At 66.7% G+C, this 18,241-nt stretch carries 16 protein-coding genes; 5 read left to right on the forward strand and 11 right to left on the reverse strand.

Features of this window, described 5'->3' with window-relative positions; translation table 11 throughout:
* Positions 1–75: 75 nt before the first annotated feature.
* Entirely contained in the window at positions 76–939 is an 864-nt protein-coding gene (locus tag ACFQU1_RS03165) for a dienelactone hydrolase family protein (protein ID WP_378129131.1), read from the reverse strand.
* Positions 940–1,048: 109 nt separating this feature from the next.
* On the opposite strand from ACFQU1_RS03165, the gene ACFQU1_RS03170 reads away from it, so the two are divergent.
* Complete coding sequence (locus tag ACFQU1_RS03170; protein WP_378129133.1) at positions 1,049–1,927, forward strand: RNA polymerase factor sigma-32; 879 nt, start codon at positions 1,049–1,051, stop codon at positions 1,925–1,927.
* Between the two features lie 63 nt (positions 1,928–1,990).
* Here ACFQU1_RS03170 and ACFQU1_RS03175 read toward each other — a convergent pair whose 3' ends face one another.
* On the reverse strand, positions 1,991–3,466 hold the full coding sequence (locus ACFQU1_RS03175) for a M48 family metalloprotease (RefSeq protein WP_378129135.1): 1,476 nt from the start codon (positions 3,464–3,466) through the stop codon (positions 1,991–1,993).
* Positions 3,467–3,495: 29 nt separating this feature from the next.
* Positions 3,496–4,392, reverse strand: coding sequence for a hypothetical protein (locus tag ACFQU1_RS03180; protein WP_378129137.1), 897 nt, complete (start codon positions 4,390–4,392; stop codon positions 3,496–3,498).
* Positions 4,393–4,590: 198 nt separating this feature from the next.
* Here ACFQU1_RS03180 and ACFQU1_RS03185 point away from each other — a divergent pair, with 198 nt between their 5' ends.
* Entirely contained in the window at positions 4,591–5,184 is a 594-nt protein-coding gene (locus ACFQU1_RS03185) for a DUF2239 family protein (protein ID WP_378129139.1), read from the forward strand.
* Positions 5,185–5,640: 456 nt separating this feature from the next.
* Here the strand turns inward: ACFQU1_RS03185 and ACFQU1_RS03190 are convergent, their stop codons facing one another.
* The 3 genes from ACFQU1_RS03190 to ACFQU1_RS03200 all read right to left on the reverse strand — a co-directional run bounded on the left by ACFQU1_RS03190 (position 5,641) and on the right by ACFQU1_RS03200 (position 9,381).
* On the reverse strand, positions 5,641–6,219 hold the full coding sequence (locus tag ACFQU1_RS03190; protein ID WP_378129141.1) for an HPF/RaiA family ribosome-associated protein: 579 nt from the start codon (positions 6,217–6,219) through the stop codon (positions 5,641–5,643).
* Between the two features lie 160 nt (positions 6,220–6,379).
* Complete coding sequence (locus tag ACFQU1_RS03195) at positions 6,380–6,889, reverse strand: CAP domain-containing protein (protein ID WP_378129143.1); 510 nt, start codon at positions 6,887–6,889, stop codon at positions 6,380–6,382.
* A 41-nt stretch (positions 6,890–6,930) separates the two neighbouring features.
* Entirely contained in the window at positions 6,931–9,381 is a 2,451-nt protein-coding gene (locus tag ACFQU1_RS03200; RefSeq protein WP_378129145.1) for a DUF3772 domain-containing protein, read from the reverse strand.
* A gap of 203 nt (positions 9,382–9,584) precedes the next feature.
* On the opposite strand from ACFQU1_RS03200, the gene ACFQU1_RS03205 reads away from it, so the two are divergent.
* Both ACFQU1_RS03205 and ACFQU1_RS03210 read left to right on the forward strand, forming a co-directional pair.
* The gene (locus ACFQU1_RS03205) at positions 9,585–11,393 is read left to right on the forward strand and encodes a glucan ABC transporter ATP-binding protein/ permease (RefSeq protein WP_378129147.1); all 1,809 of its coding nucleotides are present in this window, start codon (positions 9,585–9,587) and stop codon (positions 11,391–11,393) included.
* Positions 11,394–11,483: 90 nt separating this feature from the next.
* Positions 11,484–12,725, forward strand: a complete 1,242-nt coding sequence (locus ACFQU1_RS03210; RefSeq protein ID WP_378129149.1) for an MFS transporter — start codon at positions 11,484–11,486, stop codon at positions 12,723–12,725.
* Here ACFQU1_RS03210 and ACFQU1_RS03215 read toward each other — a convergent pair.
* Positions 12,719–13,798 carry a DUF2125 domain-containing protein gene (locus tag ACFQU1_RS03215; RefSeq protein WP_378129151.1) on the reverse strand — a complete coding sequence of 360 codons (1,080 nt, stop codon included), beginning with the start codon at positions 13,796–13,798 and terminating at the stop codon, positions 12,719–12,721. The genes ACFQU1_RS03210 and ACFQU1_RS03215 overlap by 7 nt on opposite strands.
* A 204-nt stretch (positions 13,799–14,002) precedes the next feature.
* Between ACFQU1_RS03215 and ACFQU1_RS03220 the strand changes: the two genes are divergently transcribed.
* Entirely contained in the window at positions 14,003–14,611 is a 609-nt protein-coding gene (locus ACFQU1_RS03220) for a gamma-glutamylcyclotransferase (RefSeq protein WP_378129153.1), read from the forward strand.
* Between the two features lie 17 nt (positions 14,612–14,628).
* On the opposite strand, the gene ACFQU1_RS03225 is transcribed toward ACFQU1_RS03220, so the two are convergent.
* From ACFQU1_RS03225 to ACFQU1_RS03240, 4 genes are all read right to left on the reverse strand, one after another.
* The gene (locus ACFQU1_RS03225; protein ID WP_378129155.1) at positions 14,629–15,405 is read right to left on the reverse strand and encodes a lysophospholipid acyltransferase family protein; all 777 of its coding nucleotides are present in this window, start codon (positions 15,403–15,405) and stop codon (positions 14,629–14,631) included.
* A gap of 110 nt (positions 15,406–15,515) precedes the next feature.
* Positions 15,516–16,184 carry a YdcF family protein gene (locus ACFQU1_RS03230; protein WP_378129157.1) on the reverse strand — a complete coding sequence of 223 codons (669 nt, stop codon included), beginning with the start codon at positions 16,182–16,184 and terminating at the stop codon, positions 15,516–15,518.
* A gap of 160 nt (positions 16,185–16,344) precedes the next feature.
* Positions 16,345–17,331: a cell division protein FtsX gene (locus tag ACFQU1_RS03235; protein WP_378129755.1), complete on the reverse strand. Its 987-nt coding sequence runs from the start codon at positions 17,329–17,331 to the stop codon at positions 16,345–16,347.
* A gap of 5 nt (positions 17,332–17,336) precedes the next feature.
* Positions 17,337–17,960, reverse strand: coding sequence for a cell division ATP-binding protein FtsE (locus ACFQU1_RS03240; RefSeq protein WP_378129757.1), 624 nt, complete (start codon positions 17,958–17,960; stop codon positions 17,337–17,339).
* Positions 17,961–18,241: the final 281 nt, after the last annotated feature.

Here is an 18,241-nt window from a genome sequence, read left to right on the forward strand (position 1 = left end):
CTCGCTCGCTCCATTGCAAAAACCCGGCCTCTGCGAGGCCGGGTTTTTTATTGTCTAGCTTGCGGAAACCACGTCTCAACCGAGGTTCTGCTTGAAGAAGGCGATCGTGCGCGACCAGGCAAGCTTGGCGGCTGCTTCGTTATAGCGCTCGGCGCTCGTATCGTTGTTGAAGGCGTGGTCGGCATCCTCATACATGTAAAGGGTATAGGGCAAATCCGCTGCCTTCAGGGCCGCCTCATAGGCCGGCAATCCAGCATTCACGCGCGTGTCGCGCCCGGCATGCTGCAGAAGCAGCGGGCAGCGGATCTTGGCGACGTCGGCCGTCGACGGCGCGACCCCGTAATAGACGACCCCCGCGTCGATCACGCCGGGATGGGTGGCGAGCTGGTTGACCATCCCGCCGCCCCAGCAGAAGCCCACAGCGCCAACTTTGCCGTTGCCGCCCGGATCCTTACGCAGGGCAACGGTAGCCACCCGCGCCTGCTCCACCACCATCGCCGGGGTGATCTTGGCGAATAGAGCGCGGGCTGCGTCGGGATCGGACGGCGTTCCGCCGAGCGGAGTGAGGAAATCGACGCCGACCGCGAGGAAGCCATCGACCGCCAGGCGGCGCGTGACATCCTCGATATGCGGATTGAGCCCGCGGTTCTCGTGTACCACGACGACAGCCGGGTAGCGTCCCTCCGCCTTCGGCCGCGCCTCGTAGCCGGTTACCTTGCCGTTTGGGCCTTCGTAGCTCACCCGCTGCGTGGCGATGCGCTGATCGTTTTCGGCGATCGTCGCGGCCTGCGCATAGTTTGGTTCGAGCACCGCGAGCACCGCTTGGGCAGCTGCCGTGGAACCTGCGAGCGCTACGAGGCGTTCGAGGAAAAGACGCCGGTCGAGCGGACGATGTGTGTAGTCGTCATAGAGGTCGATGAAGCGGCGGTCGAGAGTCATGACGTGCTCCTTGGTGCGTTACCGCTCGAATTGCCAAGCTGGAGGCGCAGAGGCCTCGGCTGAACAGGGCAAGGATAGTGGAGCGGAAGGCGCCAGGGGTGTTCACAGTGTGGAGAGCGCCACGATGCGCCAATTGGTTGAGGCCGCGCGCAAAGCCCCCCTTCTCGAGCGCGAGGAGGAATATGATTTGGCGAGGCGCTGGCGTGAGCAGAACGACTCGTCAGCGCTGCATCGCCTGACGACGGCGCATATGCGGCTGGTGATCGCCTTGGCGTCAAGATTCCGGGGCTATGGCCTGCCTCTGCCCGATCTCGTGCAGGAGGGCTATATCGGGCTCTTGGAGGCGGCCCGTCGGTTCGAGCCGCAACGCGACGTCCGCTTTGCGACCTACGCCACCTGGTGGGTGCGTGCGGCGCTGCAGGACTATGTGTTGCGCAACTGGTCGATCGTACGCGGCGGCACCAGTTCGCCGCAGAAGGCGCTGTTCTTCAATCTGCGGCGTATGCGGGCCGAGGCTGACCGTCGCCAGCAGGACGAGCCCCAACCCGCCGACGTTCACGAATCCATCGCCACGGCGCTCGGCGTCGCCAAGGCCGATGTAGTCATGATGGAGGCGCGCCTGTCCGGCCCGGACATGTCGCTCAACATGCCCATCAACGGCGGCATGCTGGAAGGCGCCGAACACGGCGATTTCCTCATCGACGAGAGCCCGCTGCCGGACGAATCCATCAGCAATGCCGTGGATTCCGAGCGGCGCCGATCGTGGCTCTCGGCCGCCTTGGAGGCTCTCGACGAGCGCGAGCGGTCGATTATCGAAGCGCGACGCCTGCACGACAAGGCCGACACGCTCGAGCGCCTAGGCAGCCGATTCGGAATTTCGAAGGAACGCGTGCGGCAGATCGAGCATCGCGCCATCGAGAAGCTGCGTACGACGATGATGGCCCGCCAGCCGCAGGCTTTCGAGGCGAGCACTTCGCAATCGGCATGACTTGGCGATTTGACCTTGGGGTTCGGCTTGGGGGCTCGATCTGCGATCGTGACGGCTCGACCCTCACTCCACCACGATCTTGTAGCGCTCACCGGGTCTCAGCGCATTGCCGGGGTCGAGCCCGTTCAACACGCGGAAGCGTTCCAGCTTGCCGGCCGAGAGCGCCATGCGCATGGCGAGCCGCTCGGGGGTATCACCTGACGACGCGGTGACGATGTCGATATGCAGCGGCCTGATGGCGCGGATCTCCCCGGGCGACAGGCGGCGCAAGCTCATCAAGGCCGACCGGAACGCCGTGGCGCTGGCCGCGTCGTTGTTGCGGGAGGCGAGCACGAGCCGATAGATCGAGCCGTCGATGCGCACGGCAGCGAGGTGGAACGTCCAGTCGGTGCCGGCTGCAGTCGCCGTGGCTGCAGGAAGGCCGTTCACAGAAAGGGGCTGGATGCTTTCGGCTGTCACGCCCTCGATCCAGCCGGATCGGATGAACTCCTCGAGCGATTCGACCTGCGGCGCCTCCACCGCATCGAGGCGCAGCGCTTCTTCCCCGCTGCGCGACACACCGAGCACCGCCTGGGCGGTGTTGTCGAGCGAAAAGCCCTCCGGCGCCGTGAAGGTGATGCCCAGGCGCGGATGCAGGAAACGCCGATCCCGCACGACCCCGTCCACGGGATCATCGCCATAGGCAATGCCGTCGATGGCCGTGAGATATTCAGCGCGCCGCCTCTCGCCGATGCCGGGCGCGGCGATGGAGCGGGCCGTCGACAGCGCCTGAGCGATGCGCTCGGGCGTGCTCGGATGCGTCGCGAGGAAGTCCGACGTGGTGGCCGTGCGGGCGCCGGAATTGCGGCCGAGCGACGCGAGAAACCGCACCGCGCCATAGGGGTCGAAACCTGCCTTGGCCATGGTTTGAATGCCGATGCGGTCGGCTTCGAGCTCCTGGGCGCGTGAAAAGCCGGCGATCGTTCGTTGCGACTGGTCGGCGACCTGGGCGCCCCCCTTCGGATTATCGAGCACCTCGGTGACGACGCGGCTGACGAGCGCCGACCGCTGGGCGAGCTCTGCACGCGCGGCGGCATGATTGGCGGTGACATGCGCGATCTCATGGGCGAGAACGCCGGCGATTTCCGAATCGTCATTGGCGAGGGCGAGCAGCCCGCGCGTCACATAGATATTGCCCGTCGGCAGCGCGAAGGCGTTGACGGTCGGGGAATTGAGAATGGTGACGCGATAGCCCTCGCTCGGCCGATCGGTGGCGGCGACAAGGCGCGCCACGACGGTTTCCAGGAGCTTTTGCGCCGGCGCCCAACGATAGGCACCACCGAAGGACGCTACCAGCCGACGATGTTCCCGTTCGGCAGCTTTTTCCGCTCCGGTGAGGCGTGGTGCCGAGGCGAGAACGGGAGCGGTCGAGGATAGATTCGCCTGTTCGGCGGCGCAGCCGGCGACCACCAGGGCAACAGCGACCGTGCCGACGAGCCGGCGGCTCAGCCTGTGCCAGGGCCGGCGCCAAGTCAGCCGCGCCATGGTCTCAGCCGCCATGGCCCTGCAATCCGCGACGCCCGTCACCTTCATTCAGCCCCGACGACTTCGATCTGTTCCGACGCGATGACCTCGATCAAGGGCCCGCGGTTATCCTCGACCAAACCTCGAACCCGGATGCGCTTGCCCTTGAGATCAGCCAGGACCAGCCCGGCCCGCGCCAGCCTCGTCCGGCTATTCTTCAAGATGGTGACCGTGAAGTCACGCGTCCATTCGGTTCCGAAGTTCAAATAGGTCACCCGCTTTCGTTCACCGACGCTCGCAACGATCCCTTCCACCAGCGCAAACCGGCCCACCTCGGCGAGGATGGCCTGCGGATCGTCAGCCGGCCTGATCGCCGTGGCCGCATCTTCCCAGGTTCCCCGGCCGGCCCTGCGAGCGAGGTCTTCCCGACCGAGCAGGAACCGGAGGCAGGCCGCGGGCGGCTCGGGCGAAAAAAGACCCGGCGCGACGCGCGCCTGCCCACGGTCCACGAGCCACTCATCCAGGGTGTAGGGTGACTCGCCGCGCAAGTCCATGGCCGCCCCTGCAGCCGCCAGAGCTGCTCCAGCGAGAGCTGTCGGCCGGATCGCGCCTTCCTCCGCATCGGCAGGCGACTCGGGCATGAGGATCTGCGCATTGATGCGTCCCCAGCGGTCCGGCTTGGTCGAGAGGGCGTGAAACTGCAGCCGCCCCTCGGTTGCGAATGAGAGCCGGTCCCGGATCAGAGATGGCGCCGCCTCTGTCAAGAGGACGCCTGCAAGCCGCAGCCGCCGTCCATCCGCCAGAACGATCTCGCCATGTTCGTCGATTGCAGCGACCCTGCCCCGATCGGTCACCGTCGGGCTGCAGGGCTTGTCGTCACCGGCGGCCGCCGTCAGCGGCAGCACGGTGAGGGCAAGGCAGGTGAGCAAGGTAGTCGGGGAGGGGAGGGCGGCGAATGGCATCGGGCGATTATAGCGGAAGCGCGACCGCTGTCGGTGCGCCTTTTGGCTGATCTTGCGGCGGAGCGGGCTGATCGGCAAGTCCGATCCGGTTCCGCGTATCCCGCGGGCCGCGGCCGAAATAATTTTATCCGGGCAATATTGACGAAGAGTTTTATCCGGGTATATATCGCCGGCATCAGGCCACCGGAGGAAAAGCCCATGACCGCGCCAAGCACCTACACCGCCTTCGACGGCAGTTGCCGCATCGCATCCGGCCCGCTGCCGGAGGTCACGCTTGCGGTCAAGCAGGCGATCGACGGCGGCGCGGCCGGACCGGTTCTCACCTATGACGACGCGACCGGCCGCGTCGTCGATCTGGACATCAACGGCGCGCCGGCCGATGCGGTCGCCCGCGTCACGCCCGAGCCGGACAGCGCAGAGGAACCGGCAACGGCAGGCGCGCGCGGCCGTGGCCGGCCCAAGCTCGGCGTCGTCGCCCGCGAGGTGACGCTGCTGCCGCGCCACTGGGAGTGGCTGAACAGCCAGCCCGGCGGCGCATCGGTTGCCTTACGCAAGCTGGTGGAGGAGGCCCGCCGCGTCAGCGCAGGGGCGGACCGGCTGCGGCAGGCGCGCGAGGCGGCCTATCATTTCATGGCGGCGGCGGGGGGGGATCTGCCAGGCTATGAGGAAGCGATCCGGGCGCTCTTTGCCGGCGACCGCGGCCGCGTCGTCGGATGTCTTGCCGCTTGGCCGCCGGATCTGCGCGACCATGCGCTCAAGTTGGGCTTTCCCGACGAGAGAGAGGCTGCGTGAGAGACGACATGAAAGCGGATCGCCGCCAAGGCGGCGGTCCGAGTCCATGGATGCGGATAATGGCGTCCCCGGCGTGACTCGAACACGCGACACCAGGTTTCATCCCACTTCGGCTTTCGCCGCCACCCCGGGGGCGTTCCCCTGGGGTGTTCGTGGTCTGGACTATCCCTTCGCCATAGCCCGCAGGCCTTAGGCGCCGCCCGTCTAGTCTCTACACCTTCCCGCCATTGCTGCCGGGCTTGGCTCGGGATCGGCATGGCCGTCAGGCCGAAGCTTTCCCCGACTTTGAGCGGATTCACGGAGGCGTTTCCGACCTCCGTGCCCAATTCTTAGGAAACCTGTGCTCTATCCGGCTGAGCTACGGGGACCCGTCTTCCTCATAGCGAAGCAGTGACGATTTGGCCAGGGGGCAATCGAAACCGAGGGGCGGCGAGCGAGCCGCCCTGTGGCGATGTCTCAGCTCGGCGCGTTCTCGCCCCTGAAACGCTGCACCGAGCTCGCCTGCGGTCCCATCGGCCCTTCGCCGTTCGCGCGGGTGACATGCACCATCATTCCCACCTCGAGCTCGTCGAAACTGCCACTGGTCACCGCGTTGCGGGTAAAATAGAGCTGCGGGCTGCCGACCACCTCCACGAAGCCGTAGTTCTGGTCGGGGAAGAGCCGGGCGATCGTGCCGGTTTCCGGCGCGCCCTCGTGTACTTTGACCTGCCGGCGCTTGATCTGATCGTCGTCGTCGAGCTGGCGGCGGATCGCCTCGAAAGCGCGATTGACGATCGCGGCGCGGTCGTCCTTCATTTCCTTCATCTCGTCGCCACGCTTGGCCACCAGCGTGCGGCCGGGCACCTCGACTTCGACGCTGATGGAGAGCGGGGTCTTGCCGCTGCCGGGGCTGCGATGCGGAACCTCGACCACGACGCGGCAGGAGACGATATTCGAATGGAAGCGCTCCAGCCGGTCGACGCGCTCGCGGATGAGGCTTTCAAGCGATTCCGAGGTCTCGGTATCCTTGAAAGTGATCTGCAGCGGCGTTTGCATGATCTGCATCTCCTTTTTTCTGTTTCTGTCGTCACGTCCAATTCGGCACCCGGCTTGCGCCTGAGCTCCCGAGCAAAACGCGCGAACCCCCCGGCTGTTGCCTCCTAACATGGGGGATGGAGAAGAATCTGCAAAGCGAAGCGGTATAATCGTATGGCAGTCAGCGACGCGGGCCGGCGACGATGAGGGCCCAGTAAACCTTGTATTTCGAGCGCGGCGCATAGGCGGTCGCAATTCCGAGCCGGGTCGCGCTGGAGGCGAGCATCACCCGTTTATGCGCCGGTGAATCGCGCCATCCCGAAAAGGCCTCCGCCAACGTACGGTAGCCGGCCGACAGATTGACGGCAGGCGATGGAATACCCTCCGCCGCGAGTTTTTTGCGGAGCACGTCGCCTGAGGCCGGCCGGTCGGCGGCCGCCATGGCTTCGGCGGCGGCGCGCGCGTCGGCCTCGAGGGCAGGATCGACGGCGAGCGGCCCGAGCCCCTGATTGGCGCGGTAGGCGGAGATCATCTCGGCCGCGGTCGCGGCATCGATCGTCGCCGCGGGTGCATCGAGCGACTGGTAGAACAGCGGCGTCGATGGCGCAGGCGCCGGCGCCTCCCGCGTGCAGGCCACGAGAAGGGTGAAGACGCCGGCGACGGCCAGCGCGCGAAGGGATGCTCGAACCATGTCCGACACCCTCGCCGGCCTCCGTTAACGGAGCGTTGCCGTCATCGCGGCGGCAGCGCGTCGCGGCTCTTGAGCTCGCGCAGGATGGTGAAACTGAGCTCGCTCTTGACGCGCCCGGCCGTCCCGACATCGGCCACATAGCAATGCAGGTCGAAGTCGACCGACTTCTCGCCGAAGCCGGTGAGGAACACCCGCGGCGGCGGCTCCGCGGCGACATCGGGATGCGCTTCCGCCAGAGAAACCAGGAGATCACGCATCTCGTCCGCATCGACCGTGTAGGACACGCCGACCTTGATGGTGAAGCGACCGCTGCGGCCGTTGTGCAGCCAGTTCTTCACCACCCCCGAGACGAGATTGGAATTGGGCACGATCACCGCCGCCCGATCGAAGGTCTCGATCTCGGTGGCGCGCACGCTGATGCGCCGCACATAGCCCTGTTCCGTTCCGACCACGACCCAGTCGCCGACCCGGATGCTGCGCTCCCACAGGAGAATGAGGCCGGACACGAAGTTATTGACGATCGACTGCAGTCCGAAACCGATGCCGACGCTGAGTGCGCCGGCGACGATCGCCACATTCTGCAAGCCCAGTCCGAGCTGGGCGAGCCCGAAAGCCGCCGCTGCAAAGAAGCCGAGATAGCCGAAGGCCGTGGCGATCGAATTGCGCAGCCCCGGATCGAGCTCGGTGGTCGGCAGAAAGGTTGCCGTGAGCCAGCGCTGGACGCCGCGCGTCGCGCCGAGGATGAGAACGAAGGTTGCCAGCGCGATCAGCACGGCGGAAATGGAGATCGTCACCTCGCCGACCGTGAAGCCGACGAGCGCCTGGCGGGCAGCCGGGATGATGTCGTTGGATTCGACGCCGAACGGCGCGAGCACCATTAGGAAACCGACGAGAATAAGCGTCAGCTTCAGCATTCCGGCGGCGAGCACGCTGAGCTGTTCGAGCGAGCGACGGCTCAGCCCCACATTGGATTGGATGGCGAGCGCCATGCGCGTGTTGCGGCGCGGCAGCTCGCCGATCGTCCGTTCCACGAGCGTCAGCGCGACGAATATCACCCCGGCGACCATCGCCGCCCAGACGGCCTGGCGCACGACGAAGCCCGCGAGCGCCACATAACCGGTCGCAACCGCTCCGATGACGATGACGATCAACAGCCAGCCGAGCATTCTGAGCGGGCCGTTCCAATGGCTCTCCGGCACATAGGGGCCGAGCGCCGTTTCCGCCTCGCGGTCGGGCGCGCGCAGGTGGCTGAGCACGATGGCGGTGGACAGCACGATCGCCATCGCGAGGGCGCTGCGGGTGAGCACCGTAATGGGCAAGCTGGCGCTCGTCGCCTCGAGCAGGGCGTCGACGATGATATGGATGAGCAGCAGTGTCGCCACGATGCCGACGAGCGCCATGAGCCGGCGCGCCGTCGCATCCTCCATGGGGATGAGGCGCCACGCCGGCAGGTCCGGCGCAAAGCAGGCGTCCGCCAGGGCGCGTGCGAAGGTGACGAAGGTCACGGCGATGAGGATCGCGCGGGCGAGCGGGGCCAGCCGTCCGGGCAGCAGGTCGATGCCGCTGAGCGCAAAATAGAGGAGCAGCGCCGTGATCGCGACGGGCACGGTGCCGCCGAGCGCAATGCCCGTCCCGACCAGCACCCGCCGGAGCCGTGATGGATTTGCCGCTTCCGGATCGCGCCGCGTGATATGCGGCAGAAGCCAGCGCCCCAGCAGGAGCAGGCCGAGGCCGACAGCGAGCGGCACGGCGAGCGCGACGACGCGCCCGTCGCGGATGCGCTCGCCCGTGATCGCCGCCCAATCCTTCGCCAGCACCGTCAAGGCTCTGAGGTCGCGCGGCAGCGACGTCCAGGCATCCGCCCAAAGCGCCGGATTGAACGGGCTCGGACTGCGCGCCAGAAGGCGGTTGGTCAGCAGGGCCCGGCGCGCATCGGCGATGGTGCTGCGCAACTGCCCGGCCTGAACGAGCAGCGCATTGCCGAACCGGACCTGTTCCTCGACCTGCGTAAGTTCGGCCTGGCGCGCCTCACGATCGGTCGCGGCATCTGCCGGCTGTGGCGGGGTCGGTGCGGCGCCAGGTGGGGCCGCGGGCGCTGGTGGGGCCGCAGCACCGGGTGGAGCAGGGGGAGCCGCCGCGCTTGGCGCAGCGGCGCTTGGTGCCGGGGCGAGCTGCGCAAGCCGTGCCCGCAGGCTCTCGACCCTCGGCTGCAGCTGCGCCAGGGCGGTCGAGACCGATTCGGCCGCCGGTTCGAGATCCTCCCTGAGCCGTGCGAGATCGGAGTCCTGCAGATCGCTCCGGCGCAGGCTCGTCTCGATGCGGTCGAGTTCCTGCTTGGCGCGGTCGAGCATCTCCTGCGCGCTCGGAGCAGGCGCCGGCTCCGGCTGGCTCTGCGCATGTGCCGCCGAGAACACGAGGCCGAGGGCGAGGAGCCCCGCGCACAAGCCGGAGAGCCACCGTCCGACCGGGAGGCCGTGCCGAAACAGACCCATGAAGCCGAACTCCGAACCTTGAGAGCCCGCATGCGCAAGCGCTGCGGCGATGAGCGTTGCCCTCCCGCCACCACGAAGGCAAGGCATGAGTGTGGCAATGGCCGCAGGTGTTGCGGCTTGGACGCTTTATGGGGCGTCGGCGGCCCGCTTGACAGGCCGGTGGCGCGCGGTCTCACTGCCACGCCGCAACAGGGTCGGTGCTCATGCGCCTCGTCCGCCTCTACCTGCGTGTCCTGGCCGCCCTTGGGGGAGAGATGCGGCTCGGCATGCTGCTCGTCGCCGCCAATGTGGCGCTGGCGCTTGCCCAGTTTGCGGAACCGCTTCTGTTCGGCCGTATCGTCGATCTCCTGGCGCGTGCGCAAGGCGCGCATGTAGCGCCCGACACCGGATTGCTGATCCGCCTGGCGGCAGCCTGGGTCGCCTTCGGCCTCTTCACCATCGGCGCCGGCGTGTTCGTCGCGCTCCATGCCGACCGGCTCTCGCATCGGCGCCGGCTCGCGGTCATGGCCAAGTTCTTCGAACATGTGCTGATGCTGCCGCTCTCCTTTCACACCACGAGCCACTCCGGGCGCATGCTCAAGGTGATGCTGGAGGGCTCCAATGGCATGGCGGCCGTGTGGCTCTCGTTCTTCCGCGAGCAATGCGCCGGCATCGTCGTGCTGGTGGCGCTGCTGCCCGTCTCGCTCATACTCAACTGGCGCCTCGGCCTTCTGCTGGCGGCGCTCGTCGCCGTCTTTGCCTTCGCCACGACTTTCGTCCTGCGCCGCACGGAAACGCTGCAGGGCACGGTCGAGCGCCATCACTCGGCGCTCGCCGAACATGCCTCCGACGCGCTCGGCAATGTGCCGGTCATCCAGAGCTTTACCCGCGTGGAGGCGGAAGCGCGGGCGCTACGTGCCACTATCGATGCCCTGCTCGCCGCACAGACGCCGGTTCTGTCCTGGTGGGCGCTCGCCACCGTTGCATCGCGTGCCTCGGCGACGCTCACCGTGCTCGCCATCTTCCTCGTCGGCACCTGGCTCAATCTCAACGGCCTTGCCACGCTCGGCGAGGTCGTCGCCTTCATGAGTCTCGCGACCATGCTCATTTCCCGCCTCGAGCAGATCGTGAGCTACATCAATTTTCTCTTCCTGCAGGCGCCGAAGATCGCCGAGTTCTTCGCCGTGGCCGACACGGCGCCGTCGGTCGCCGACCGGCCGAAGGCGCGCGATGCCGGCACGCTCAAGGGCAACGTCGTCTTCGACAACGTGTCCTTTTCCTATGACGGCAAGCGCACCGCGCTGGCGGATGTGTCCTTTCACGTGGCGCCCGGCGAGACGGTGGCGCTCGTCGGCCCGACCGGCTCCGGCAAGTCGACGACGCTCGGCCTCCTGCATCGCGCCTTCGATCCCCAGTCCGGCCGCATTCTCGTCGACGGGACGGATATCCGCGATTTCACGCTGCTGTCGCTACGCCGGAATATCGGCGTCGTCTTTCAGGAGCCGATGCTCTTCGCGCGCTCCATCGCCGACAATCTGCGCGTCGGCCGGCCGGACGCCACGGACGCGGATTTGCGGCTGGCGCTCGAACGTGCGCAGGCGAGCGATCTCGTGGCGCGTATGCCGGACGGGCTTTATGCGTCGATCGGCGAACGCGGCCGCACGCTCTCCGGCGGCGAGCGCCAGCGCCTGTCGATCGCCCGCGCGCTCCTGAAGAACCCGCCGATCCTGATCCTCGACGAGGCGACGAGCGCGCTCGATGCGGCGACCGAAGCCAAGCTGCAGACGGCGCTGGAGGAGGTCATGCGCGGGCGCACCACCTTCGTCATCGCCCACCGGCTGGCGACCGTGCGCAATGCCGACCGCATTCTCGTCCTCGAGAATGGCCGGGTCGTCGAAGGCGGCACCTTCGAGGAACTCGTCGCCAAGGGCGGCGCCTTCGCGGAACTCGCCCGGGCGCAGTTCCTGACGGCGCCGGTTGATGCGCAGCCGGGCTCTCGGCTGCCAGACGGCGCCGGAATTGCCGAAACATGAGGCAATGCGCTTGCCTGCCATGCATCCTCTGCAGTTGGAGGAGCCTGCGCCTGCCGCTATGTAGAGCGCCTGTCTCGTGGATCTTCGATCATGTCATCGCATGCTGAACAGGGCCAAGGTGAAATCGCACCTGGGGTGAAGCAAGAGGGCGCGGTCCTCGGCATTCTCACGGCCATCAGCCTGTCGCATCTTCTCAATGACATGATGCAGTCGCTGGTGCCGGCGATCTATCCGGTACTGAAGGCGAGCTTTGCGCTCGATTTCGGACAGATCGGCCTCATCACGCTCGTCTATAATCTCACGGCCTCGCTTCTGCAGCCGGTGGTCGGCATCTACACGGACAAGCATCCCCAGCCCTTTTCGCTCGCCGCCGGCATGGCATTGACGCTGAGCGGGCTGCTCATTCTGTCCGTCGCCGTCAATTTCGAGATGATCCTCCTCGCCGTCGCCCTGGTCGGCACGGGCTCGGCCATCTTTCACCCGGAATCCTCGCGCGTCGCCCGCATGGCGTCAGGCGGCCGCCATGGCTTTGCGCAGTCGTTCTTTCAGGTCGGCGGCAATTTCGGCTCGTCGCTCGGGCCGCTGCTCGCGGCCTTCATCGTGCTGCCCTACGGCCAGGGGAGCGTCGCCTGGTTCTCGCTTGCGGCGCTGACCGGCATGGTCGTGCTGACCGGGGTCGGAATGTGGTATCGCGGCGAGCGCAGGCGGCCCAAAACGACGGCGAAGGCCACGCAGTCGAGTGAGTCGGCGCTTCCGCGCCGCACGGTGACGCGGGCCATCGTCATCCTGCTCGTCCTGATCTTCTCGAAATATTTCTACATGGCCGCGATGACGAGCTACTTCACGTTCTTCCTCATCGGGAAATTCGGGCTCCCGGTGCGGGATGCGCAGCTCTATCTTTTCGCCTTCCTCGCCGCCGTCGCGCTCGGCACATTTGCCGGCGGCCCTATCGGCGACCGGGTCGGCCGCAAATATGTCATCTGGTTTTCAATTCTCGGAGTGCTGCCCTTCACGCTCCTCCTGCCGCACGCCAATCTGCTCTGGACCGGTGTCCTGAGCTTCTTCATCGGCATGATCCTGGCGTCGGCCTTCTCGAGCATCGTCGTCTATGCGCAGGAGCTGATGCCGGGCAGGGTCGGCATGATCGCCGGCATCTTCTTCGGCTTCGCCTTCGGTATGGGCGGGCTCGGCGCGGCTATACTCGGCGAGCTCGCGGATTTCACGAGCCTCACCTTCGTGTTCAACCTCTGCGCCTTCCTGCCGCTGCTCGGCGTGCTCGCCGCCTTCCTGCCGGACACGCACCGACGCAAGGTGGTTGCCGTCGCTCAATAAAGCGGCGGCACCCGCCCGAAAGCGAAGGGGCCGACGGCGATGCGTCCATCAACGATCGTCACGGTCGGGAGCGGGGTGAGACCTGTGGCGGCAGGGTCGGCGCCAGCATTCCCCTGACGGGGCGCGAGCTGGGCGAGCCCTCCGGCGATCAGCGCACCGAGATTGCTGCTGCCGCCGATGCCGAGCCGGGCGAGCACTTGATCGAGACCCGCGACGGAGGCATCGATCTGCCCCTGCGGACGATGTGCGTCGTCGAGGCTCAACTGGCCGTGGGCGCGCAGCCGCTGATCGCCCTTCTGGACGTCGAGCCGCAGCAGGTCGATCTTGCCGCCCGCCTGCCGCCAGATCTCGAGCTCCTGCGCCTGGCTCGCGGCCATGAAGGGCCGGACATGGCTGACCTTGGCATCGAGCCCGAGATTGACGATGTCGCTCGTGCCGAGAAAGGCATCGAGCGGCGGCACCGATGCGCCGTCTACCGTCATGTTGAAATCATAGGTCCGCTCGTCTGCGGGCCGGTCGGGATCGCGCCGGAAATGGGCTTCGAGACCGGCGGCCGTGAGCGTCAGCGGCGGAACGGCGGTGCCGCCTATCGTGAGCGACGGTCCGACGGTCATGATCGAGAAGCGGTCGAGATCGGCGCCGGGGGCGATCACGCTGGCATCGAGCCCCTTCCAATCGGCGGCGAGTTCGACCGAGCCGTCGGTCCGCGCGAGTTTCAGCGGGCCTGTCGCCTCGAAGATGACATGCTGCGGCTGATAGGCCTGCGCCACCACGGCAAGGCGCGGCAATGTGCCCGCCACCTGCCCCTCCGGCGTCACGCCGGAAAAGGCGAGATTGGTGCAGGTCATCTCGAAGCGGAAGGGATAGCCGCTCACGTCGCGGTCGGGGCATGTCCACTGGCGCCCCTCGGCTGCTTCGCGCGCGAGCCAAGTGCCGACCGCCGTATTCACCGTGCCGCGCGCCATGAACCAGAAGACGGACCATGCGATGACCACGACGATGAGGCCGGCGACCGGCAGGTACAATCCGAGGCGGCTGCGTCGCCGGGCGGTCGTCGGGATGTCGGCGTTCATCGCTTTCGCATCTCCTTGAATCTGTCCCGCCGAGCTATGGCCATGCAATCCGGCAGTACTGTGTTTGACTATGATGTCATGAGATCGGCTGGCCTGCGTTGTCCGCACCTCATGCCGTCATGCTCTGAGGGAAAGGCTCCGGACATTGCAGGACCATGCAGCGGCTGATACGGGCTGCAGGCCGCCTATACGGATATGAGCGCAATGGCTGACCCTTCAGTGGCGCCGCAATCGCTGCGACAGGAGGAACCGGGGGCGCCGGCCGGGCCGCCGGCGCTCGATGGACGCTCGGCGGGGCTTTGGGTCTTCGGCTACGGATCCCTGATGTGGCGGCCGGGCTTTCCCTTCCTGGAGCAGCGCCGGGCGGTGGTGCGCGGCTTTCATCGGGCGCTTTGCATCTATTCGCATGTGCATCGCGGAACGGCGGATCGGCCGGGGCTCGTCCTCGGCCTCGACCGCGGCGGCTCCTGCCTTGGGCTCGCCTTCCGGGTGGCGGCCGGCGATGCGACTGAGACCATCGCTTATCTGCGGGCGCGCGAGCAGGCGACCGCCGTCTATGTCGAGCGCCATGTCCGGGTGACCTTCCCGGACGGCGAGAGCGCCACCGCGCTCACCTATGTGGCCGATCGCCGGCATCCCCAATATGCCGGGCGCCTGAGCGATGCGGAGGTGGTGCGCCTCGTCCGGCAGGGCATCGGCCAGTCCGGCCGCAATCCGGAATATGTGCGCAACACCCACCGGCACCTCATCGATCTCGGCGTGCACGATCCCTTGCTGACGCGGCTCGTGGCGGCCCTCGATGAGGAGCCGTAGCCGCACGACACCACGGCTCACGCCGTATGGACCGCTTCTCTGCCCCGGGGCATGCCACTTGCGGCCCGGCCCTCGGCGAGCAGTCTGTCCGAGGCGTCTTCGATCCGCGTGATCAGCAGGGTCCTGAACTTGGAACGCGTCAGCCCGGCGGGAATGACGGGCAGGAACTCGACAACGATGGTCCCGGGCCGCCGAATGAAGCTGCGCCGCGGCCAGAAAAGCCCGGAATTCAGCGCCACTGGCAGGCAGGGCACGCCGAGCCGGTGATAGAGCTGGACGACGCCGAATTTATAGTCAGGTGGTGCCCCGGCCGGCCTACGCGTTCCTTCGGGGAAGATAATGACCTGGCGGCCGTTTGCGATCTCCTCGCCGACACGGTCCGTCATTGTCGCGAGGGCTGCGGCGCCAGCGGTGCGATCCACCGGAATCATCCGGGACTTGAGCGTGTACCAGCCGAAAAACGGGATGAGGGCGAGTTCGCGCTTCAACACATAGGCCGAATCGGGAAAGACCGCGAAAAGGGCAAAGGTCTCCCAGGCCGACTGGTGCTTTGACGCGATGAGAAATCCACTCTGCGGAATATTCTCCTGTCCCCTGAATTCCACTGAAATGCCGGCGATGACCCGCATCAGCCAGAGCGAGGAGCGGGCCCAGTCGCGCACGGCCGCCCGCAGCCAAGGGCGAGGCATGGCGAGCAGCGGCACGTAAAGGACGAGCCGTGCGATAAGATTGGCGTAAAAGGCGATGTTGAAAAGGAGCGAGCGCAACACGAGCATCGGTGGCCTGATCGGCATGGTCCGGAGATCGGGGGCGGGCGAGCCGGCCCGTGGCGACAGCCTTACCCCAGCCCCCTATCGGCTGGATAGAGCCGGCGATGCCTCGATTCCGATATTTGGTCCCGCTGCTAGTCGGTTTCGACGGGCATCGGGCCTTTCAGCGCCGGCTTGCGGCCGCCGACGACGACCGCCATGCGCGAATGCTCCGGGTCCGTCTCGACGACCGTGCGCAAGGAGGCAGCCAGATATTTCACATATTCGGTGAAGAGGAGCCGGGCGGTGCCCGGATCGTGCCACCAGCGATCGGTCGGGGCATGTTCGACCGCATAGGGCACGAGCTTCACCCCGGGCACTGCATTGGCGAGTTCGACCAGCGTCCGCGGCATATGATAGTTCGACGTCACGACGATCACCGAACCGAAGCCGTTCTGCAGGATCCAGCGTCGGGCGCCGATGGCGTTGCCGATGGTGTTGCGCGCCCGGTAGTCGAGGTCGACGCAGCAGTCGACGAGCGGCGTGAGCTCGGTATTGAGGGCGACGATCTGCTCGCGGCTGGTGCGCAGGTTCACCCCGGTGATGAGCATGCGCTTGGCACGGCCGTGCGACAGAAGCTCGGCAGCCTCGGCAATGCGTTGCGCGCCGCCGGTCAGCACCACGATACCGTCGGCCTCGACGCGGCTGCCGGCGGGATAGCTGTTCATGCGGTGGACGAAGGTGAGAAATCCGCCCCCCAGCAGGATGAAAATGAGACCGAGCGCGGCAAAGCCGATCAGCCGTAGAAGTCGCCCGATGTGCAAAGGCCGCCTCGTGCTCCCAATCGCCAATCCGTCCGTCATGAGAACGCTTCTCCGGACGTTCCACCATCGCCACCGAGACTCAACGCCCAATTGTTAAAAATATCGCTGAATGAGGCAATGCGGGGGCGGCCAAGCTGGACCAAGCGGTGCATCGAGGATCTCACGTGAGGCTGCGCAGGTGGCGCTGCACGGTGAGGCGCGACACGACAGCCGTGACGCAGGCAACGACAACCGCGATCGCCACGACCGCGGCATAACCCCAAAATCCGATCTCGAAGGTGCCGAAGAGCGCCTCGATCTGGTCTCCGCCCGGGCTCGCACGCCAGTAATTGGCTGCCATCCCGGTGATGGCGAGGCACAGGACCGCCGCGCCGCTGCCGAGGAGCCCGCCCTTGAGGCCGAGCCCCAGGAACCGGCGCTGATATTCGCGGGCGATGAAGCGGTCGTCGGCGCCGACGAAATGCAGCACCTCGAGAATTTCCTTGTTGCTGGCCACCGCGCCGCGCGTGGCCGAGGCAATGGCGAGCGCTGCCGCCGTGAGCACGAGGCCGACGATGACGAGCGCGCCGAGAACCACTGTATTGGCCATGGCCGAAAGCCGCGCGATCCAGGCCCGGTGATCATCCACGGTCGTGCCGGGCACGGCGGCTTCGAGCTTGGCACGCAAGGCGACGAAGTCGGGATGGGCGCCTGCCTTGACGGTCAGCACGATGAGCCGCGGCACCGGCAGCTCGACGAGATCGAGCGAATTTCCCAGCCACGGCGAGAGCAGACTTTCGGCTTCGGCCTTGGAATAGATGCGGACAATCTCGACGGCGACGTCGGTGCGGGCGATATCCGCGGCGGTTGCGACATCCGCCTCGATATCGCGTTGCGGATTGGGACGGACCTGGATGGTCGCCTCGCGGGCGACCGAAGAATTCCAGTCGGCGGAGGCGCTGGCGACGAGCTGGGCGGCGCCGGCGGCGAGCGCGGCGAGAAAGGTGAGAATGGCGATGACGGTGACGAGCGCGCGGCCCGCCGACGAATCGCTCGGCACAAGCGACTGATTGCGTTTCAGGGCCTCGGGCAACGGTCCGAGTTCGGCGTCGCCCCCTTTCGGTCGACGGTTTCGCTCCGCTTGGCCCGTATCGGCGGAAAAGGTCATCATCCTCAATCGTAGATGTGCAGCCTGCCCTCGGCCAATACGAGCCGGCGGGCGTCGACCTGGTCCATCAATCCGAGATCGTGCGTGGCGATGATGACGGATGTGCCCAGGCGGTTCAATTCGATGAAGAGGCGCAGGAGACGCCGCCCGAGGCTCGGGTCCACATTGCCGGTCGGCTCGTCGGCGAGCAGAAGCTCCGGCCGGACGATCAGCGCGCGCGCGATCGCGGCGCGCTGCTTTTCGCCGCCCGAAAGCACCGGGGGAAGCACATGCATGCGCTCGCCCAGCCCGACCCAGCGCAGCAGTTCGACGACTTCCGCCCGGTAGCTCGCCTCTTCCTTGCCCTGCACGCGCAACGGCAGGGCAACGTTCTCATAGGTCGTCAGATGATCGAGGAGGCGGAAGTCCTGAAAGACGACGCCCATGCGTCGTCTCAAGAGCGTCAGGGCTTCCCCCGCGATCAGCGACACGTCCGACCCGAATACGCTGATCAGCCCGCGTGTCGGCTTGAGCGACAGGAGAATGAGGCGCAGCAAGGTGGTCTTTCCCGCGCCCGACGGGCCGGTGAGAAACTGGAACGAACGCGGCTCGATCGCGAAGGTCAGATCCTTCAGAACCTCGGGCCCCATGCCGTAGCGTAGTCCGACATTGTCAAAGCGGACCACCCGTCCTGCCCTCCTTGTACCTGATCGGCCTGATGCTTAAGCCGGCCGCGATGCCACCTTCCTGATTCGCCATGCTGACGACCTCAGCCGCCGATGCAAGGCCTGATTGCCGCGACTACGGCGCGCGGCATCGCTTGCCAGCCGCACGCGACGTCGTCTGAAGAGCCGATCGGCGGCTATCCCCCAGGCCTGTCGCTGATTATGCTAGCGACCGAGGCGCCCCTCCGCATCGCCGGCGGCGCAGC

The sequence above is a fragment of the Chelatococcus sp. GCM10030263 genome (assembly GCF_042666455.1).
GTDB lineage: Bacteria > Pseudomonadota > Alphaproteobacteria > Rhizobiales > Beijerinckiaceae > Chelatococcus.